Source organism: Actinomadura rupiterrae, from assembly GCF_024172125.1.
In the GTDB taxonomy this organism is placed as follows: Bacteria; Actinomycetota; Actinomycetes; order Streptosporangiales; family Streptosporangiaceae; genus Spirillospora; species Spirillospora rupiterrae.
In genome coordinates this window covers 51,459-69,961 of sequence record NZ_JAMZEA010000005.1, presented here as the reverse complement: position 1 = coordinate 69,961, position 18,503 = coordinate 51,459, and the positions used below count along the sequence as shown (strand labels likewise).

The following is an 18,503-nucleotide window of genomic DNA, read 5'->3' as shown; positions in this document are numbered from 1 at the left end:
CACGCGAGCTTCACACACCGCTCCCCGACCCGCCCCCGCATAAACGGCTCGACCCCGACCGCTCGCCGCGCGCGAACGACCGAGCGCCACCCGCCGCATGGACGGCTCGACGCCGACTGCTCGCCGCGCGCGAACAGTCGAGCGCCGCCAGCCGGATGGACGGCTGAGCCCGACTGCTCGCCGCGCACGAACAGTCGAGCGCCGTCCGCCATGTGGACGGCTCGACGCCGACCGCTCGCCGCGCGCGAACGACCGAGCGCCGTCGCTTGCGTGGGCGGGCCGTGCGGCACGGCGGGGCCGTCCGCCGCGCGCGGGCGGCGCCGCCGTGCCGGGGAGTGGGGTCAGGTGGCGAGGATGGCGCTGAGGAACTCGCGGGTGCGGTCCTCCTCCGGGTCCTCGAAGATCGCCTCCGGCGTGCCCTCCTCGACGATGCGGCCCTGGTCGAACATCAGGACGCGGTTGGAGATGTCCTTCGCGAAGCCCATCTCGTGGGTCACGCAGAGCATCGTGACGTCGGTGTTGGCCGCGATGTCGCGCAGCAGGTCCTGCACGCCGACGACCAGCTCGGGGTCGAGCGCGGAGGTCACCTCGTCCAGCAGCAGGACGGTCGGCTCCATGGCCAGCGCCCGCGCGATCGCGACGCGCTGCTGCTGGCCGCCCGACAGCTGGGTCGGGTGCGCGTCCTCCTTGTCGGCCAGGCCGATCATGTCCAGCAGGCCGCGGGCCCGCTCGACCGCCTCGTCCTTGCCGAGCCCGAGCACGTGCACGGGGCCCTCGGTGAGGTTGCGCAGCACGTTCATGTTCGGGAACAGGTTGAACTGCTGGAACACCATCCCGATCCGCTTGCGCATCTCGTGCAGGTGCCGCTCGTTGGCCTTGACGAGCTTCCCGCCGCGCTCCATGTGCCACAGCGGGTCGTCGCCGACGCGGATGATGCCGCCGTCGGGGTGCTCCAGCGTCATCAGCAGCCGCAGGATCGTGGTCTTGCCGGACCCGGACGGCCCGATCAGCGTGACCCGCTCCCCGGCCGCGACCTCGAAGTTCAGGTGGTCCAGCACGACGTTGTCGCCGAACCGCTTGACCACCTTCTCGAACTTGATCCCGCACGGCACCCGCGTGGGCGGCTTGCCGGGCGTGCCGTCCGCCGCCCGCTCCGGCAGCGGATCGGCGGGCGAGGTTGTGTCAGTTGGTGGCATATCGATGCTCCAGACGTCGCAGGGCCAGGGACGACACGACGCTCACGGCGATGAAGAACAGCCCGGCGACGGTGATCGGCTCCAGGTACTTCAGGCTGTGCGCGCCCGCGTCGTACGCACTGCCCAGCAGTTCGACCACGGTGATGCCGAGCAGGAACGGCGTGTCCTTGAACAGGGCGATCAGGTAGTTGCCCAGCGTCGGGATGATGCGCCGGACCGCCTGCGGCAGGATCACGGCGAACCACACGCGGCGGCGGGGCAGGTTCAGCGCCCTGGACGCCTCCCACTGGCCCCGCGGCACGTCGTCGATGCCCGCCCGGTACACCTCGGCGGTGTAGGTCGAGTAGTGCACGCCGAGGCCCACGATCCCGGCGGTGAGCGCGCCGAGCGTGACGCCCCAGGCGGGCAGCACGTAGAAGATGAAGAACAGCTGCACCAGCAGCGGGGTGCTGCGGATGAACTCGGTCACCCACCTGACGGCCTGGTTCAGCACCCGCGAGGGCGAGCGGCGCAGCAGCGCCCAGACCAGGCCGAGGACCAGGGCGATCAGGTAGCCGAAGATCGTCGCGATGATCGTGACGCGCAGGCCGTCCAGCAGGTCGGGGATGACCTGGCCGCTGTAGTGCCAGTCCCAGTTCACGGCGACACCACCTCCCCGGTGGTCGCGGCGATCGGGGCGGGACGGGTCGGCAGGCGGCGCCCGAGCACCCGGTCGGACCGCCGCTCGGCGAGCCGCACCAGCACCTGCAGCGCCTGCGCGATGACGAAGTACATCACCAGGATGACCACGAACGTCGCGGCCGTCTGCCCCGTGGACGCCTGGATCTGCTTGGCCCGGAAGGTCAGGTCGGCGATCCCCACCAGCGACACGCCCGCGGTCGCCTTCATCAGCTCGATGAACAGGTTGCCGAACGGCGGCAGCATCAGCGCGAACGCCTGCGGCAGCAGCACCCGCCGCAGCCGCTGGAGCGGCGTGAAGTTGATCGCGCAGGCCGCCTCCCACTGGGCCCGCGGGACGGCGTTCACCGAGCCGCGCACCACCTCCGCGCCGTACGCGCCGTAGTTCAGCCCGATCGCCAGCACGGCCGCCGCGAGCGGGGTGAACCGCAGCCCGAGCAGCGGCAGAGCGTAGAAGAACCAGTACAGCAGCACCAGAGCGGCGATGCCCCGGAAGAACTCCACGTAAACCCGGTTGACGGCACGCAGCAGCCGGCTGCGGGCGGTCCCGAGCAGGCCGAACACCATCGCCAGGACCAGCGCGAACGCGGCCGCGTAGAGCGTGATCTGGATCGTGAGCCAGGCGCCCCGGAGCAGCTGCGGGTAGCTGTTGAGAACCTCTGACATGGGCGTCAGCCCTGGCAGAAGCGCGCGGCGGTGTCGTTCGGACCGGGCAGCTCGGCCTGGCTGAACCCGAACGGCTTGATCACCGGCAGCAGCCGGTTGCCCGTCTTCAGCTCGCCGAGCTTCTGGTTGAACGCCTTCACCAGGTCGGTGTCGGCCTTGCGGAACGCGAACGCCCCGGCGCCGAACTGCTCCTTGCCGTCGATGATCGGCACGTACGCGTCGGTCACCTCGAAGCCCGAGCCCTGGTGCTTGTTCAGCGTGTCGACCAGCGAGATGCGGGTCAGCGCGATGCAGTCGATCCGGCCGGCCTTGAGGCCCTCGAAGGCGCTCGGCTGGTCCGGGAAGGTCTTCAGGTCGCCCTTGGACACACCGAGCTTGGTGGCGTAGTCGCCCTCCACCGCGCCGGTCAGCACGCCGACCTTGAGCTTCTTGGCCGCGGCGTCCTCGAACTTGTGCACGCCCTTGGGGTTGCCCTTGGGCACCATGAACGCCGACTTGGCGACGTAGTCCGGGTCGGCGAAGGCGACCTCGGCGCACCGGGTCGGGGTGACGAACATGCCGGCCGCGATCACGTCGAACCGCTTGGCCTTCAACCCGCCGATGAGCCCGCCGAAGTCGACGTTGACACCCTCCACCTTGTCGATGCCGAGCTCCTTGAAGATCACCCGGGCCAGCTCGGGCGCCTCCCCGGTGAGCTTGCCGCTCTTGTCGGTGTACCCGTAGGGCGACTCGTTGGCGAACCCGATGGTGATCTTGCCGTCCTGCTTGGCCCGCTTCAGCGTGCCGCCGCCCTGCTGCTCGGCCTTCGGGTCGGTGGTGGAACAGCCCGCCGCGGCCAGCGGCACCGCTGCGCCGAGCAGCGCCGCTGTGCGCAGGAACCCGCGCCGGTCGGTGCCGGACGCTCTGTCGTTGCTCATCTTCTTCGACTCCTGGGGTGCGCCGCGTCCGCCGGGCCCCCTCGCGGGGACCCGGCGGACGCGACTTCGGGATCTGGGGACGGACAATGGATGTGGTCGCGGCCTGGTCGGCGGACGGTCAGCGGATCGGGGTGAAGTCGCGGGCGCCGATGAACGGCGGCCGCGGCTGCTTGGCGGAGAACGGCTCCTCGCAGGCGTTCTCGACGCTGTTGAACACGACGAAGACGTTCGACCGCGGGAACGGCGTGATGTTGCCGTTCGAGCCGTGCATGCAGTTGCAGTCGAACATCGTCGCCGAGCCGGCCGGGCCGGTGAACAGCTCGATCCCGTGCTTGTCGGCGAGGATCGACAGGCTGCCCGGGTCGGGCGTGCCGACCTCCTGGTTCTTCAGGGACTCCTTGTAGTGGTCGTCCGGGGTCTCGCCGACGCAGGACACGAACGTCCGGTGCGAGCCGGGCATGATCATCAGCCCGCCGTTGTGCACGAAGTTCTCGGTGAGCGCGATCGAGATGCTGACCGCGCGCATCCGCGGCATGCCGTCCTCGGCGTGCCAGGTCTCGAAGTCGGAGTGCCAGTAGAAGTCCTTGCCGGTGAAGCCCGGCTTGTAGTTCACCCGGCTCTGGTGGACGTACACGTCCGAGCCGAGGATCTGCCGGGCCCGGCCGACCACCCGCTCGTCCCGGACCAGCTCGGCGAACACCTCGCTGATCTTGTGCACCTCGAAGATCGAGCGGACCTCGTCGGTGCCGCGCTCGGTCACCGTCCGCTCGTCGGCGAGCATCGCCGGGTCGGACGCGAGCCGGCGCAGCTCGGCCCGGAAGCCCTCGACCTCGTCCGGCTCCAGGAGCCGGTCGATGGTCAGGAAGCCGTTGGCGTCGTAGCCGTCCAGGGTGGCGGCGTCGATCGGGCCGTCGGCGGGGGTCCCGTAGACCACCGGGTCCTGCCGGTAGAGAAGGGCCGCCTCCTCGCACTTGCGGGTCGGATAGGAGTCGTCGATGCTCGGATGGGTCTCGATCACGCTCACGCGTCCGTTCCTTCCTGCTCGGTGATCAGCGGGTAGACGCCGTTCTCGTCGTGGACCTCCCGCCCGGTGCACGGGGGGTTGAAGACGCAGACCGTGCGCACGTCGGTGTGGGCGCGCAGGGTGTGGTGCTCGTGGCCGTCCAGCAGGTACATCACGCCGGGCTCGATGCGGTGCTTGTCGCCGGTCTCCTCGTTGACCAGCTCGCCCTCGCCGGCGATGCAGTACACCGCCTCGATGTGGTTGGCGTACCACATCCGGGTCTCCGTCCCCGCGTACAGGACGGTGTCGTGCAGCGAGAAGCCGACCTTCTCCTTCGCCAGCACCAGCCGACGGCTCGCCCAGGTCTCGGCCTGGACGTCGCGGTCGGTGCCGACGATGTCGTTCAGCGATCGGACGATCAACTGGGTCTCCTCCGTGTCGGGATCGCGGTGTCGGATCGGGTGGACGGACGGTTCAGGCGTGCACGGCGGTGCGGACGGCCGCGACGGAGTCGGCCAGCACGTCCAGCCCCTCGGCCAGCTCCTCCGCCGTCGTGGTCAGCGGCGGCAGCAGCTTCACGACCTCGTCGTTCGGTCCGGACGTCTCCATCAGCAGGCCGCGCCCGAAAGCCTCGGCGCAGATACGCGACGCGGTTTCCGGGTCACGGGTCTCCATACCCCAGACCAGCCCCCTGCCACGCACGTCGGCGATGGCGCCCGCGTGCTCCAGGGCGATCTCGTCCAGGGCGAGCTTGACCTGCTGGCCCTTGGCGAGGGTCTGCTTCTCGATCCCCTCGCCCGTCCAGTGGTCCTCCAGGGCCCCCACGGCCGTGACGAACGCGGGGTTGAAGCCGCGGAAGGTGCCGTTGTGCTCCCCGGGCTCCCAGACGTCCAGGTCCCGCCGCATGAGCGTGATGGCGAAGGGAAGGCCGTATCCGGACAGGGATTTGGACAGGCAGACGATGTCGGGGGTGATCCCGGCCTCCTCGAAGCTGAAGAAGGCGCCGGTCCGGCCGCAGCCCATCTGGACGTCGTCGACGATCAGCAGGATCTCGTGCCGGCGGCACAGGTCGGCCAGCTGCCGCAGCCAGTCGGCCGAGGCGACGTTGATGCCGCCCTCGCCCTGTACCGACTCCACGATCACCGCGGCGGGCTTGTCCAGGCCGCTGCCCGAGTCGTCCAGCATCGTGTCGAGCAGCAGGAAGTCGGGGGTGCGGCCGTCGAGGTAGTTGTCGTAGGGCATCGCGACGCCGTGCCCGAGGGGGACGCCCGCCCCGGTGCGCTTCATCGAGTTGCCGGTGACCGCGAGGGCGCCGAGCGTCATGCCGTGGAAGGCGTTGGTGAACGAGACGACGGTCTCGCGGCCGGTGTACTTGCGGGCCAGCTTCAGCGCCGCCTCGACCGAGTGGTTGCCGGCCGGGCCGGGGAACTGGACCTTGTAGTCGAGATTGCGCGGCTTCAGCACGATCTCCTCGAAGGCTTCGAGGAACCGGCGTTTGGCGGCGGTGTGCATGTCGAGCCCGTGGACGATGTTGTCCTGGGCGAGGTACTCGATGAGCCGCTGTTTCAGGGCGGGGTCGTTATGTCCGTAATTGAGCGTTCCGGCGCCCGCGAAGAAATCGAGGAAGGAACGTCCGTTCTCGTCGGTGAGCCGGCTGCCCCGCGCGGTGGTGAACACCGTGGGCCAGCCTCGGCAATAACCGCGAACTTCCGATTCCAGGCGCGCGAAAACGTCCATCTGGACCTCCGGAGGTTGGAGCTTGGGATTTGCGGGGTGGTTCTGGCAGGGCGGGTGCGGGGTTGCGGGCGGGAGCTGGGTGGCATGCGGGTGCGTCGCGTGCGGAACCGTCATGAAGGCGCGGTCAGCCCCGCCCGAGCGGGCCGATCCGGAACAGCACCTCGGGCTCGTGCCCTCCCGGCAGCAGGTCCGGACCGAACAGCGGCGTGCGGGTCAGCTCGGCGCCCTGGTCGCGGGCGAACGAGGTGAACAGCGCGGTGGAGGCGGTGTTGTCCGGGGTGACGGTGGCCTCCAGCGCGCGGGCGCCGCGGGGCACCAGGCGCTCGGCCAGGCCGTCCAGCATGCGCCGCGCCAGACCCTGGCCGCGGTGCGCCCGGTCGACGGCGACCTGCCACACGAAGAGCGTCTCGGGGGCGTCCGGGCGCAGGAATCCGGTGACGAACCCGCACGGCCGGCCTTCGGACGAGGCGTCGCGGGCGACGATCGAGGTCGCCGCGAAGTCCCGGCACCAGAGGATGTAGCTGTACGGGGAATTGACGTCGAGCGTCGCGGAGTCGCGCGCCATGCGCCACAACTCCGGTCCGTCCCGCAGGATCGGTTCCGCGAGGACGAATCCGGTGCCGGGTTCGGCTCGTCCGGTGGCGGAACGCAGAGGTTTCACTGCCATGTCCAGGCAACTTAGCGAATCGCGGAGACCATCGTTATCTTTCGTTATCTTTCGAATGTTTGGTCATGCCGCGAATGGGTAGGGTGACCAGCTTGCAATTTTACGGATTATTTCGTCCGTGTTTCGGGCGCCCTTACGGACGTCCTTTCCCAGGCTGCCCAGGGGAGACGCGGAGCCTCAGTGGCACGGGCCCGGCGCGTTCGGGCGCAGCACGACCCCCCGCCCGGGCGGCACCCTCGTCCAGGGGATCCGGTCTCAATTTTGTGAGGTGAATCACATCACCTTTGTGTCATCGAGAGGGACCCCGCGCGCGTCGGGCGCCCGGCCGCTCAGAGGAATCACGGTAGGGGCGCGCCCGCCAACGCGGAAGGGCCCCACGCAGAAGCGTGGAGCCCTCCCAGGTCAGCGGCCCTGCCGCCCGGCGCGCCGGGACCGTCCGAAGATCGCCTCGGGCGCTCTCGGGGCCGCCCGGAGGCCCTCCGGGGGAGGCCCAGGCCGCCTGGCGACCGTCTTAAAACCGTCCGGCAGGCGACTTGTGGCCGTCCGGATGTGTCACGCGTCGTTCGGAAGTGTCAGCCCTCGTCCCGGACAAGTCGGTTCCTGTCCCGGGCGAGCCGCTTCCCGCGCCGGGCGAGTCGCTTCCTGCGCCGGCGAGTCGCGTGCGGGCGCGCGTCCGCTGGCCGCTTCTCGGCCGGACGGGTCCGCTGGCCGCTTCTCGGCCGGACGGGTCCGCTGGCCGCTTGTCGGCCGGGCGCATCCGCTGGTCGCTTGTCGGGCGGAGGCGTCTGCTGGTCGCTTGTCGCCCGGGCGCGTCTGCTGTCCGTTCTCGGCCGGGCGGGTCAGTCCTCGTTCGCGAAGCGGTCGGTCGCCGCGATCAGGCGGTCCAGGATGCCCGGCTCGTTGTAGGCGTGCCCGGCGTCCGGGACCAGGTGGAAGTCCGCCTCCGGCCAGGCCCGGTGCAGGTCCCAGGCCGTCGCGGCCGGGGTGCACACGTCGTACCGGCCCTGGACGATCACCGCCGGGATGTGCCGGATCCGGTCGACGTCCCCGATGAGCTGCTCGTACTCGAAGAAGCCCTCGTTGACGAAGTAGTGGTTCTCGATCCGGGCGAACGCGACCGCGTAGTCCGCCTCGCCGAACTCCTCCACCCGCTCCGGGTTCGGCAGCAGCGAGACCGTCGCGCCCTCCCAGGTCGCCCACGCGCGCGCCGCCTCCTCGCGCGTCTTGCGGTCGGGCGAGTTCAGCCGCTCGTGGTAGGCGGCGAGCATGTTCTCCCGCTCGTCCTCGGGGATCGGCGCGACGTAGCTCTCCCAGAGGTCCGGGAACAGCAGCGACGCGCCCTCCTCGTAGAACCAGGCCAGCTCGAACGGGCGCAGCGTGAAGATGCCGCGCAGCACCAGCGCGGTCACCCGCTCCGGATGCTTCTGCGCGTAGGCCAGCGACAGGGCGCTGCCCCAGGAGCCACCGAACACGAGCCACCGGTCGATGCCGAGGTGCTCGCGCAGCTTCTCCATGTCGTCGACGAGGTTCCAGGTGGTGTTGTTCTCCAGCGACACGTCCGGATCGGACGCGTGCGGCGTGCTGCGGCCGCAGTTGCGCTGGTCGAACAGCACGATCCGGTACTTCTCGGGGTCGAACTGGCGGCGGTGGTCCGCGCTGCAGCCCCCGCCCGGCCCGCCGTGCAGCATCACGGCCGGCTTCCCGTCCGGGTTGCCGCAGACCTCCCAGTAGACCTGGTCGCCGCCGCCCACGTCGAGCATGCCCGTCTCGTACGGCTCGATCGGCGGATAAAGGCCGCGCAGCTCGGTTCCCACGCTTCACACTCCTGTCGGACAGCTCCTGATGGGGGCGCGACCGGCGGCGTCCCGCGCGCCGGCCTCGTCCGCCGCCCAAGGTAGCGGCGGGCGGCGCCCACCGGTGAAGGGCGCGCGGGGCCGTCGACGCGACCACGGGGAGGCGCGGACGATCGGGGGAGCCGTCCAATTCAGCTGGACGGCCGGACAGGATCCCGGCGGACGGGCGGGGAGGAGCGGGCGGACGGCCCGAGAGGATCCGGCGGACGGGTGGAGAGGAATTGGTCACGCCCGGATCGGGGTGCCGGAGAGGTCCGGTCGAACGGTAATGAGCTGTGACTTTCCGCGCTCGCCCGGTGGCCACGAGATCGTGAGGATCAAGGAACTGAACCCCAAACTGGGCAAACGTTCTACCCGTCGGCACTAGAGTGCCTTTGGTGAGCGAAGCGACGAGCCGTGCGGCGGCGAGCGCCGCGATCGCGACGGTGCCCCCCGAGCGACCGGCCCGCAGCGGGAGACGGCTCGCTGACTCCAGGCGAGGGATGCGGTGAGCGAACTGAACGGATCCGGCGGCTCGCGCGGGGTCCCGGGCGCCGACTCGGCCTGGCCGGTGCTCGGCCGGGACACCGCCCCCCAGCCGGACGTCCCGGTGCAGGCGGCGGGACCGGCGAACGGGCAGGGCGTCCCAGGGCAGGTGGTGCCCGGGCAGGTCGTGCAGAGCCACAACGGGCACGGACCCGGCGGCCACGGCTCGAACGGGCAGGGCCCGGGCGGGCAGGCGCACGTCCCCGCCGCGGACGGCGAGGCCCAGCCCTGGGACATCGTCGAGCGGCTCCGGCAGATGGCCGACCTCATCGGCGACGCCCTCTCCGCCGGCGAGCGCAAGGTCGAGCAGACCCAGACCGACGCGGCCACGCAGGTCGCCGCCCTCCAGAGCGAGCGCGAGTCGGCGCAGCGCGACGCGGCCGCCGCCTGGGGCGAGGTGCAGCGCGCCCGCGGCCAGGCCGAGCAGGCCGACCGCCGCACCGTCGACGCCGAACGTCGGCTCGCCGAGGCGCAGGCCGAGGCCGCCGCGCAGATCCAGGCCGTCCAGGCGGACGCCGCGGGCCAGATCAGCGCCGCGCAGGCCGAGGCCGCGGCGCAGGTCCAGGCCGTCCAGGCCGAGAAGGAGACCGCGCAGCGGGACGCCGCCGCCGCGTGGGGCGAGGTGCAGCGGGCGCGCGGCCAGGCCGAGCAGGCCGAGCGGCGCGCCGTGGACGCCGAGCGCCGCATGGCCGAGGCGCAGGCCGAGGCGGCCGCGCAGGTCCAGGCGATCCAGGCCGAGAAGGAGACCGCGCAGCGCGACGCCGCCGCCGCCTGGAACCAGGCGCAGCAGGGCCGCCAGCAGGCCGACCAGGCCCGCGCGCAGATGGAGCAGGCGCAGGTCCAGGCCGAGCAGTCCCGCGTCCAGGCCGAGCAGGCCCGCAACGCGATGGAGCAGGCCCGCCAGCAGGAGCAGCAGGCGCGCGCCGAGGCCCAGGCCGCGGCCGGCCGCGCCGAGGTCGCCGAGCGCCGCACCGCCGAGGCGGAGGCGACCGTCCGGCAGGCCATGACCCAGCGCGACCAGATGAGCGAGGCCCGCGACGACGCCCTGCGCGCCGTCGAGGATGCCGTCGCCGCCCGCCGCGCCGTCGAGTCCGAGCGCGACCGGCTCGCCGAGCAGGCGGGCGAGCTGTCCCGCGCGCTGGAGGGCGCCCGCGCCGAGCTCGCGCAGGCCCGCGCCAAGCTCGCCGACGCCGAGATGCAGGCGCAGAACCTCCAGCACGCCGTCGCCGCCGCCGCGAAGGAGGCCGAGGAGGCCCGCAACCTCGCGCAGGCCGCCGAGACCCGGATGCGCGCCGCCGAGGCCCGAGCGAACGAGGCCGAGCGCCGCACCCAGGAGTTCGAGGTCCGCGCCAAGGCCGGCGAGAGCCGCGCGTCCGAGAGCGAGCGCCGCACCCAGGAGGCCACCCAGCGCGCCGCCGAGGCCGACCGCCGCGGCCAGGCCGCCGAGACCCGGATGAAGGCCGCCGAGTCCCGCGCCGCCGAGGCCGAGCGCCGCCTCGCCGAGGCCGACCGCCGCGCCGCCGACGCCGACCGCCGCGCGGACGCCGCCGAGGCCGAGCGCAAGCAGGCCCTCGACACCGCCGCGCAGAGCCTGGAGGCCGCCAAGAAGGCCGAGCGCGAACGCGACACCGCCGCCGCCGCGCTGGACGCCGCCGAACGGCAGCGCGAGAGCGCCGTCCAGGCCCAGGCCCGCGCCGACTCCGAGCTGACCATCGCCCGCGGCCGCGCCGACACCGCCGCCCGCGAACGCGACCAGGCGACCGCCGCCCTGCGCCTGCTCGCCACCGAACGCGACGCCGTCGCCGAGAAGCTCGCCGAACGCGACCAGTGGGTCGACCAGCTCGCCCAGGCCGTCACCGAGCAGCGCGCCCAGATCTCCGACCTCACCCAGGAGCGCGACGCCGCCAAACAAGCGTCCGAACAGGCAAGAGGCCTGATCGACGAACTGACCCGCCAACTAAGAACCATCATGCCCTCAGCCGCGCAGCGCTAGCTTGGCTCGCTGCGCTCGCTTGGGCCCTGGCCTCTAGAGCGGGCGGTCTTCCCTCGTCGCTTCGCTCCTCAGTCCAGACCGCCCGCGGCCAGGGCCCCATGCCACGTCCGGAACAAGGGTTTCGGAGGACGGGGCCGGGGCCACAGGGCCGTGAGCTCTGGGCCTTCGGGCCGTGAGGCGTGCCTGCGGACCCGCGGTGCCTGGGCCTGCGGGGGAGTGAAGCCCGAGCCTGGGGCCCGTGAAGGCGCAGGGCCTTTTGGGGGCGTGCGAGAGTTCCGCGACGCGGGCGCATCGTCGCAACGCGACACGGTGCGGAGGGCCCGGAGTTCTGGACCCAGGAAACGCCGCGCATGGTGGATTCCCCCTCCGGGAGCCGGGGAACGCGAACACCGCGGCCCCTGTGGACGGCCCCGGTGGCCCCTGGGCCTGCGGGCCAGGGATGTGGCCAGTGGGCGTGAGGTGTGCCTGCGGGGCCGGAGTGCCTGGATTTGCGGGGAGTGAGGCCTGGGCCCGGTGCGGCCCTGTGAAGGCACGTCCCGCGGGGCCGTGGGGCCTGGGCCTGCGGGGAGTGAAGCCCGGGGCTGGGGCCCGTGAAGGCAGGGCCTGCGGGGGCGCGTGAGACCTGAACTTGCGGGGCCGTGAGGGCTGCGGCCTGTGGGGCCGTGAGGTGTGCCTACGGGGCCGTGGCGCCTGGATCTGCGGGGTTTTGAGGGCGGACCTGTGGGGGCCCTGTGAAGGCTGGGTCTGCGGGGTGGTGAGGCCTGGACCTGTGGGGGCTCTGTTCGGGCTGGGCTGCGGGGCGGGGTGGCTGGTTTTGTGTGGGTTTGGTGGGAGTGCGGGGGCGGTCGGGGCGTTGGCTGGGAGGCGTTCTGGGGGGTTGTGCGGGCGACGAGCCTTGGGGCGGGGCTTGGGGGTGGGCTTCGGATTGTTCGTGTCGGGGGGGTGAATGGGCTTGGATCGGCGGTGGGGGGCTTCGGGGGTTGCCCTTGGGAGGGTTCGGCGCGCCGGGGTGGGGTCGGGGCGGATGTCGCGCGGTCGGCGGATGATATCCTGGTGGCCCGTGGACAGTGCGGGACCGATCTCCGGTTCATCCGCCTCGTTTCGACCACGGGAGAGTCTTCTTGCCTTCGGCCACCACTGGTAGCTCGCGTCCTACCAAGCATCTCTTCGTCACCGGCGGTGTCGCCTCCAGCCTCGGCAAGGGACTGACGGCCTCCAGCCTGGGGCGACTGCTCGCGCTGCGCGGCCTGCGGGTCACCATGCAGAAGCTCGACCCCTACCTCAACGTCGACCCCGGCACGATGAACCCCTTCCAGCACGGTGAGGTGTTCGTCACCGACGACGGCGCCGAGACCGACCTGGACGTGGGCCACTACGAGCGGTTCCTCGACACCGAGCTGCACGGGTCGGCGAACGTCACCACCGGCCAGGTCTACTCCAACGTGATCGCCAAGGAGCGGCGCGGCGAGTACCTCGGCGACACCGTGCAGGTCATCCCGCACATCACCAACGAGATCAAGGACCGCATCCGCGGCATGGCCGACGGCCAGGAGGTCGACCTGGTCATCACCGAGGTCGGCGGCACGGTCGGCGACATCGAGTCGCTGCCGTTCCTGGAGGCGGTCCGGCAGATCCGGCACGAGATCGGCCGGGACAACTGCTTCTTCCTGCACGTCTCGCTGCTGCCCTACATCGGGCCGTCCGGCGAGCTGAAGACCAAGCCGACCCAGCACTCGGTGTCGGCGCTGCGCTCGATCGGCATCCAGCCGGACGCGATCGTGTGCCGGTCCGACCGGCCGATCACCGACGGGCTGAAGCAGAAGATCAGCCTGATGTGCGACGTGGACCGCGAGGCCGTCGTGTCCGCGGTGGACGCCGCGTCCATCTACGACATCCCGAAGGTGCTGCACGCCGAGGGCCTGGACGCCTACGTGGTGCAGCGGCTCGGCCTGCCGTTCCGGGACGTCGACTGGGGCTCCTGGGACGAGCTGCTCCAGCACGTCCACCACCCGTCGCGCGAGGTCACGATCGCGATGGTCGGCAAGTACATCGACCTGCCGGACGCCTACCTGTCGGTCACCGAGGCGCTGCGGCACGGCGGGTTCGGCAACGACGCGCGGGTCACGATCCGCTGGGTCAAGTCCGACGACTGCGAGACCCCCGAGGGCGCCAAGCGCGAGCTGGACGGCGTGGACGGCGTGCTGATCCCCGGCGGCTTCGGCGTGCGCGGCATCGAGGGCAAGCTCGGCGCGATCCGGCACGCCCGCGAGAACCGCATCCCGCTGCTCGGCATCTGCCTGGGCCTGCAGTGCATGGTCATCGAGGCCGCCCGGAACCTGGGCGCCCTGCCCGACGCGGGCAGCGCCGAGTTCGACCCGGCCACCGCGCACCCGGTCATCGCGACCATGGCCGACCAGCTGGACGTGGTGTCCGGCGAGCGGGACATGGGCGGCACGATGCGGCTCGGCCTCTACCCGGCCGACCTCGCCGAGGACTCGATCGTCCGCGAGCTGTACGGGGAGGCCAAGGCGTCCGAGCGGCACCGGCACCGCTACGAGGTGAACAACGCCTACCGCGCGCAGATCGAGGCGACCGGGCTGCGGTTCTCCGGCCTGTCCCCGGACGGGCGGCTGGTCGAGTACGTCGAGCTGCCGCGCGAGTCGCACCCGTTCTTCGTCGGCACCCAGGCGCACCCGGAGTTCCGGTCCCGCCCGACCCGGCCGCACCCGCTGTTCACCGGGCTGGTCGCCGCCGCGATCGACTACGCCGCCGCCCGCGAGGCCGGCGCCTCCGCGGCCGGCGCCCCGTGACCGGGTTCGGGCCCGGGGACGTCCGGGACGTCCCGGAGCGCTGGCACACCGAGGACGCCGAGGAGGTCTTCGCCGGGCACATCTTCCGCGTCCGGCGGGACCGGGTCCGCATGCCGAACGGCCAGGGCACCGAGCTCGTCGGCCGGGACGTGATCGAGCACCCGGGGTCGGTCGGCATCCTCGCCCTGGACGGCGAGGACCGCGTCCTGCTGCTCCGCCAGTACCGGCACCCGGCCGGGCACTACCTGTGGGAGGCGCCCGCCGGGCTCCGCGACGTCGAGGGCGAGCCGCTGCACGTCCTCGCCGCGCGCGAGCTGCTGGAGGAGGCCGGATACCGGGCCGGGCGGTGGGACGTCCTGGTCGACGTGTTCCCCTCGTCCGGCATGTCGGACGAGCGGACCCGGATCTTCCTGGCCCGCGACCTCGTCCAGGTCCCCGCCGACGAGATCGACTTCGAGCGGGTGCACGAGGAGGCCGACATGCCGGTGGTCTGGGTGCCGCTGGAGGAGGCCGTCCGCAAGGCGCTGGCCGGTGAGCTGCACAACATGATCGCCGTGACCGGGGTGCTCGCCGCGCATGCGGCACGCGCCGGCGAGTTCGCCGGTCTGCGTTCTGTCGAGGCGCCGGAGGGCTGACCCGCCGGACGGCCGGCGCCGTCACCGCCGGTCATCGCCGAATCGTTATCGCCACGCCCCGCCGTCCTGCCGGACGCGCGGGGCGTTGACGCATCCCCGGCGGGCCCGAGGGGGCATGATGGGGCGCGGGTTCCCCCGACACGGTGACCGAACACCGCACGAGTGATCGAGCACCGCGCGAGTGATCGAGCACCGGCTGAACGGTTGAGCACCGGCTGAACGGTTGAGCACGGAATGGATGGTCGAGCAGCGATTGAATGAATGAGCAGCGGCCGATTGATCGAGCGGCGGCCGAGTGTTCGAGCAGCGGTTGAGTGGTCGAGCACAGTGACCGAGCAGAGTGAGCGAACGAGCGTCCGGAACGAGGTCCCGCACTGACACCGAGCACGACCGGCCGCCGCGCCGCGCGCACCGAGACCGACCCTTCCGGGGCTGCCGCGGAGCCCGCCCCCGAGCCCGCCTCCGGCAGCCCGTCCTCCGAGGCCGCGGCCGGGACCGCGCTGGAGTCTGCCGTGCGCACCTACCTCGGGCACCTGGCGGTGGAACGCGGCCTGGCCGCCAACACGCTCAGCTCCTACCGCCGCGACCTGCGCCGCTACGTCGAGGTGCTGGTCGGGCGCGGCCGGACCGCGATCGACCGGGTCACCGAGGACGACGTCCGGGAGTTCCTGGTCGGGCTGCGGCAGGGCGACGACGACCACCCGCCGCTCGCCGCCGGGTCGGCGGCCCGCGCGGTCGTCGCCGTCCGCGGCCTGCACCGGTTCGCGCTGCGCGAGGGCCTGGCGGGGGACGACCCGGCGCGCGAGGTCCGTCCGCCCACCCCGCCCCGGCGGCTGCCGAAGGCGATCTCCCTGGCCGACGTGGAACGGCTGCTCGACGCCGCGTCCGGGCCGGGCGAGGGCGACGCCGGCGACAGCACCGCCGCCGCGCGCGCCCTCCGAGACCGAGCCCTGCTGGAGCTGCTGTACGGCTCGGGCGCCCGCATCTCCGAGGCCGTCGGCCTGGACGTGGACGACGTCGACCTCGGCGACGGCTTCGCCCGCGTCTCCGGCAAGGGCGGCAAGACCCGCATCGTCCCGATCGGGGAGTACGCGCGCCGCGCCGTCGAGGCCTACCTCGTGCGCGCGCGTCCCGAACTCGCCGGCACCGGACGCGGCGGACCCGCCCTGTTCCTCAACGCCCGCGGCGGACGGCTCTCCCGGCAGGGCGCCTGGATGGTCCTGCGCGCCGCCGCCGACCGGGCCCGGCTGACCGACGTGTCCCCGCACACGCTCCGGCACTCCTTCGCGACGCACCTGCTCGACGGCGGGGCGGACGTCCGGGTCGTCCAGGAGTTGCTCGGACACGCCTCGGTGACGACGACGCAGGTCTACACTCTGGTCACGGTTCAGCTGCTGCGCGAGGTCTACGCCACGTCGCATCCGCGGGCACGCGGCTGACCGGCCAGGGCGCGCGGCTGACAAAACGCGACGCATCGACCGCGAGTCGGCTTGAGACGGCGGCGGCGGGGCCATAGAGTCCCCGTCCTGGAGGCATTTTCGGGCCGCCGGGGAGGGATCTGGTGACAAGCACACGGGCTTCGGAGGGCATGCTGTCCTCCGCCACCATCGAGACCGATCCGAGTCGCGCCCTGGGCCCGACGCAGCGCCCGGTCCCCGTCTTCCCCGATCCCGAGCCCCTCGCCGAGCACGGCCCGGCGCGGATCGTGTCGATCTGCAATCAGAAGGGCGGCGTCGGCAAGACCACCACCACCATCAACCTGGGCGCGGCGCTCGCCGAGTACGGCCGCCGCGTGCTGCTGGTCGACTTCGACCCGCAGGGCGCCCTGTCGGTGGGCCTGGGCAAGGGCGACCCCCGCCAGCTGGAGGTGACGATCCACAACCTGCTGCTCGAACGCGACACCGAGTGGGAGGACGTGGTCATCGAGACCGGCGTGGACGGGATGGAGCTGCTGCCGTCCAACATCGACCTGTCCGGCGCCGAGGTCCAGCTGGTGCACGAGGTCGGCCGCGAGTACATCCTCGCCGGGGCGCTGAAGTCGGCGATCCCGCACTACGACTACATCCTCATCGACTGCCAGCCGTCCCTGGGCCTGCTGACGGTCAACGCGCTCGCCGCGAGCGAGGGGGTGCTGATCCCGCTGGAGTGCGAGTACTTCGCCATGCGCGGGGTCGCGCTGCTCATGGAGACCATCGACAAGGTCCAGCAGCGCATCAACCCGTCGCTCGCGATCGACGGCGTGCTCGGCACCATGTACGACTCGCGCACCCTGCACACCCGCGAGGTGCTCGGCCGCATCGTCGAGGCGTTCGGCGACAAGGTCTTCCACACCGTGATCAACCGGACCGTCCGGTTCCCGGACGCCACCGTCGCGGGCGAGCCGATCACCTACTTCGACCCGTCCTCGATGGGCGCCAACGCCTACCGCAGCCTGGCCCGCGAGGTGCTGGAACGCTGGAAGCCGGAGGCCTGAGCGGGCACTCACCCCGCTCGGTTACCGTTCTCCCCGTGCACCAGCCCGCCCCGCCCCTGACGAAGGCCGACCAGAAGGCCGAGGCCGAACCGATGGCCGACGCGCCTGATGACGCCGCTCCCGGCGACGACCCGTCCGCTGGCGGCGATCCCTCTCCCGACCCCGCCCCTGGCGACGACCCGTCCGCCGGCGGCGACCCCTCTGCCGACCCCGGCCCCGACGGCGGCGCGGCGTCCGCCGAGGAGGAGGACGGCGGCAAGGGCTTCCGGGTCGAGCTGGAGAACTTCCAGGGCCCGTTCGACCTGCTCCTCGGGCTGATCTCCAAGCACAAGCTCGACATCACCGAGGTGTCGCTGCACAAGGTCACCGACGACTTCATCGCGCACATCCGGGCGCACGGCAAGGACTGGGACCTCGACCAGGCCAGCCACTTCCTGCTCGTCGCGGCGACCCTGCTGGACCTCAAGGCCGCCCGGCTGCTGCCGTCCGGCGAGGTGGAGGACGAGGAGGACCTCGCCCTCCTGGAGGCCCGCGACCTGCTGTTCGCCCGGCTGCTCCAGTACCGCGCGTACAAGGAGGTCGCCAAGGACCTCACGGCCCGGATGGCCGAGGCGTCCCGCCGGTTCCCCCGGATCGTCCCGATGGAGCCGCGGTTCGCCAACCTGCTGCCGGAGGTGCTGATCGGCCTCGGCCCCGACCAGTTCGCCCGGCTCGCCGCCCAGGTGTTCACGCCGAAGACACCGCCGGGCGTGAACGTCGAGCACATGTACCAGCCGAAGGCGAGCGTCCGGGAGCAGGCCGAGGTCGTGGTCGCCAAGCTGCGCGCGCTGCGCCGGGCCACCTTCGAGCAGCTCACCGACGACGCCGAGGGCACCTTCGAGGTCGTCGCCCGGTTCCTGGCCCTGCTGGAGCTGTACCGCGAGCGCGCCGTCACCTTCGAGCAGGACGAGCCGCTGGGCGTGCTGAACGTCACCTGGACGGGCTCCGACGAGGGCGAGGTCGAGGTCGGCGACGACTACGAGGGCGCCCGCGACCTGGACGCCGTCGCCGAAAGCGGGGACGGCGGGGACGGCGAAGGCGGGGACGGCCCGTCCGACGAGACCGAGGAATCCACCGATGACTGACCACGCCGAGGACCCCCAGACCCCCGAGGACCCCGACGTCCCCGAGGAGCCCGCCGCCTCCGAGGGGCCCGACGTCCCGGAGGAGCAACCCGTCCCCGAGGAGCCAGCCGCCTCCGAGGAGCCAGCCGCCTCCGAGGAGCCAGCCGCCTCCGAGGAGCCTGCCGTCCCGGAGGAGCGGCCCGTCCGGGAGGAACGGCCCGTCCCCGAGGAGCCAGCCGTCCAGGAG

Annotated in this window: 15 protein-coding genes; 6 read left to right on the top strand and 9 right to left on the bottom strand. The window is 72.1% G+C overall.

Going from position 1 to position 18,503, the window contains the following annotated elements; all coding sequences use genetic code 11:
• Window positions 1-341: 341 nt before the first annotated feature.
• The 9 genes from ehuA to pip all read right to left on the bottom strand — a co-directional run bounded on the left by ehuA (window position 342) and on the right by pip (window position 8,666).
• Entirely contained in the window at window positions 342-1,196 is an 855-nt protein-coding gene (gene ehuA, locus FHU30_RS17295; RefSeq protein WP_253876957.1) for an ectoine/hydroxyectoine ABC transporter ATP-binding protein EhuA, read from the bottom strand.
• Window positions 1,183-1,836 (bottom strand): ectoine/hydroxyectoine ABC transporter permease subunit EhuD, encoded by a 654-nt coding sequence (gene ehuD / locus FHU30_RS17290; protein ID WP_253876955.1) that lies wholly within the window; start codon window positions 1,834-1,836, stop codon window positions 1,183-1,185. Before ehuD ends, ehuA begins: the two co-directional genes overlap by 14 nt.
• Window positions 1,833-2,540, bottom strand: a complete 708-nt coding sequence (gene ehuC / locus FHU30_RS17285) for an ectoine/hydroxyectoine ABC transporter permease subunit EhuC (protein ID WP_253876953.1) — start codon at window positions 2,538-2,540, stop codon at window positions 1,833-1,835. Before ehuC ends, ehuD begins: the two co-directional genes overlap by 4 nt.
• 5 nt (window positions 2,541-2,545) lie before the next feature.
• Entirely contained in the window at window positions 2,546-3,457 is a 912-nt protein-coding gene (ehuB, locus tag FHU30_RS17280; RefSeq protein ID WP_253876951.1) for an ectoine/hydroxyectoine ABC transporter substrate-binding protein EhuB, read from the bottom strand.
• A gap of 118 nt (window positions 3,458-3,575) precedes the next feature.
• Window positions 3,576-4,481 carry an ectoine hydroxylase gene (gene thpD, locus FHU30_RS17275; protein ID WP_308211325.1) on the bottom strand — a complete coding sequence of 302 codons (906 nt, stop codon included), beginning with the start codon at window positions 4,479-4,481 and terminating at the stop codon, window positions 3,576-3,578.
• Window positions 4,478-4,882: an ectoine synthase gene (locus FHU30_RS17270; protein WP_253876949.1), complete on the bottom strand. Its 405-nt coding sequence runs from the start codon at window positions 4,880-4,882 to the stop codon at window positions 4,478-4,480. The genes thpD and FHU30_RS17270 overlap by 4 nt, the downstream gene beginning before the upstream one ends.
• A gap of 52 nt (window positions 4,883-4,934) precedes the next feature.
• Window positions 4,935-6,197, bottom strand: a complete 1,263-nt coding sequence (gene ectB, locus FHU30_RS17265) for a diaminobutyrate--2-oxoglutarate transaminase (RefSeq protein WP_253876947.1) — start codon at window positions 6,195-6,197, stop codon at window positions 4,935-4,937.
• A 124-nt stretch (window positions 6,198-6,321) separates the two neighbouring features.
• On the bottom strand, window positions 6,322-6,864 hold the full coding sequence (gene ectA / locus FHU30_RS17260; protein ID WP_253876945.1) for a diaminobutyrate acetyltransferase: 543 nt from the start codon (window positions 6,862-6,864) through the stop codon (window positions 6,322-6,324).
• Window positions 6,865-7,703: 839 nt separating this feature from the next.
• Window positions 7,704-8,666, bottom strand: coding sequence for a prolyl aminopeptidase (gene pip / locus FHU30_RS17255; RefSeq protein ID WP_253878016.1), 963 nt, complete (start codon window positions 8,664-8,666; stop codon window positions 7,704-7,706).
• Window positions 8,667-9,204: 538 nt separating this feature from the next.
• Between pip and FHU30_RS17250 the strand changes: the two genes are divergently transcribed.
• The 6 genes from FHU30_RS17250 (at window position 9,205) to FHU30_RS17225 (ending at window position 18,277) form a co-directional block, all read left to right on the top strand.
• Window positions 9,205-11,235 carry a coiled-coil domain-containing protein gene (locus FHU30_RS17250; protein ID WP_253876943.1) on the top strand — a complete coding sequence of 677 codons (2,031 nt, stop codon included), beginning with the start codon at window positions 9,205-9,207 and terminating at the stop codon, window positions 11,233-11,235.
• 1,121 nt (window positions 11,236-12,356) lie between these two features.
• Window positions 12,357-14,045, top strand: a complete 1,689-nt coding sequence (gene pyrG, locus FHU30_RS17245; protein WP_253876941.1) for a CTP synthase — start codon at window positions 12,357-12,359, stop codon at window positions 14,043-14,045.
• Entirely contained in the window at window positions 14,042-14,680 is a 639-nt protein-coding gene (locus FHU30_RS17240; RefSeq protein ID WP_253876939.1) for an NUDIX domain-containing protein, read from the top strand. Before pyrG ends, FHU30_RS17240 begins: the two co-directional genes overlap by 4 nt.
• A gap of 512 nt (window positions 14,681-15,192) precedes the next feature.
• Window positions 15,193-16,119, top strand: coding sequence for a site-specific tyrosine recombinase XerD (locus FHU30_RS17235; RefSeq protein WP_253876937.1), 927 nt, complete (start codon window positions 15,193-15,195; stop codon window positions 16,117-16,119).
• 149 nt (window positions 16,120-16,268) lie between these two features.
• Entirely contained in the window at window positions 16,269-17,153 is an 885-nt protein-coding gene (locus FHU30_RS17230) for a ParA family protein (protein ID WP_253878014.1), read from the top strand.
• Window positions 17,154-17,188: 35 nt separating this feature from the next.
• Entirely contained in the window at window positions 17,189-18,277 is a 1,089-nt protein-coding gene (locus FHU30_RS17225) for a segregation and condensation protein A (RefSeq protein ID WP_308211324.1), read from the top strand.
• Window positions 18,278-18,503: the final 226 nt, after the last annotated feature.

What these genes read in the sequence shown, in the direction of transcription:
- ectA (WP_253876945.1), bottom strand. Translation starts at nt 6,864, where the DNA reads ATGGCAGTGAAACCTCTGCGTTCCGCCACCGGACGAGCCGAACCCGGC.
- ehuB (WP_253876951.1), bottom strand. Translation starts at nt 3,457, where the DNA reads ATGAGCAACGACAGAGCGTCCGGCACCGACCGGCGCGGGTTCCTGCGC.
- ehuC (WP_253876953.1), bottom strand. Translation starts at nt 2,540, where the DNA reads ATGTCAGAGGTTCTCAACAGCTACCCGCAGCTGCTCCGGGGCGCCTGG.
- FHU30_RS17230 (WP_253878014.1), top strand. Translation starts at nt 16,269, where the DNA reads ATGCTGTCCTCCGCCACCATCGAGACCGATCCGAGTCGCGCCCTGGGC.
- ectB (WP_253876947.1), bottom strand. Translation starts at nt 6,197, where the DNA reads ATGGACGTTTTCGCGCGCCTGGAATCGGAAGTTCGCGGTTATTGCCGA.
- ehuA (WP_253876957.1), bottom strand. Translation starts at nt 1,196, where the DNA reads ATGCCACCAACTGACACAACCTCGCCCGCCGATCCGCTGCCGGAGCGG.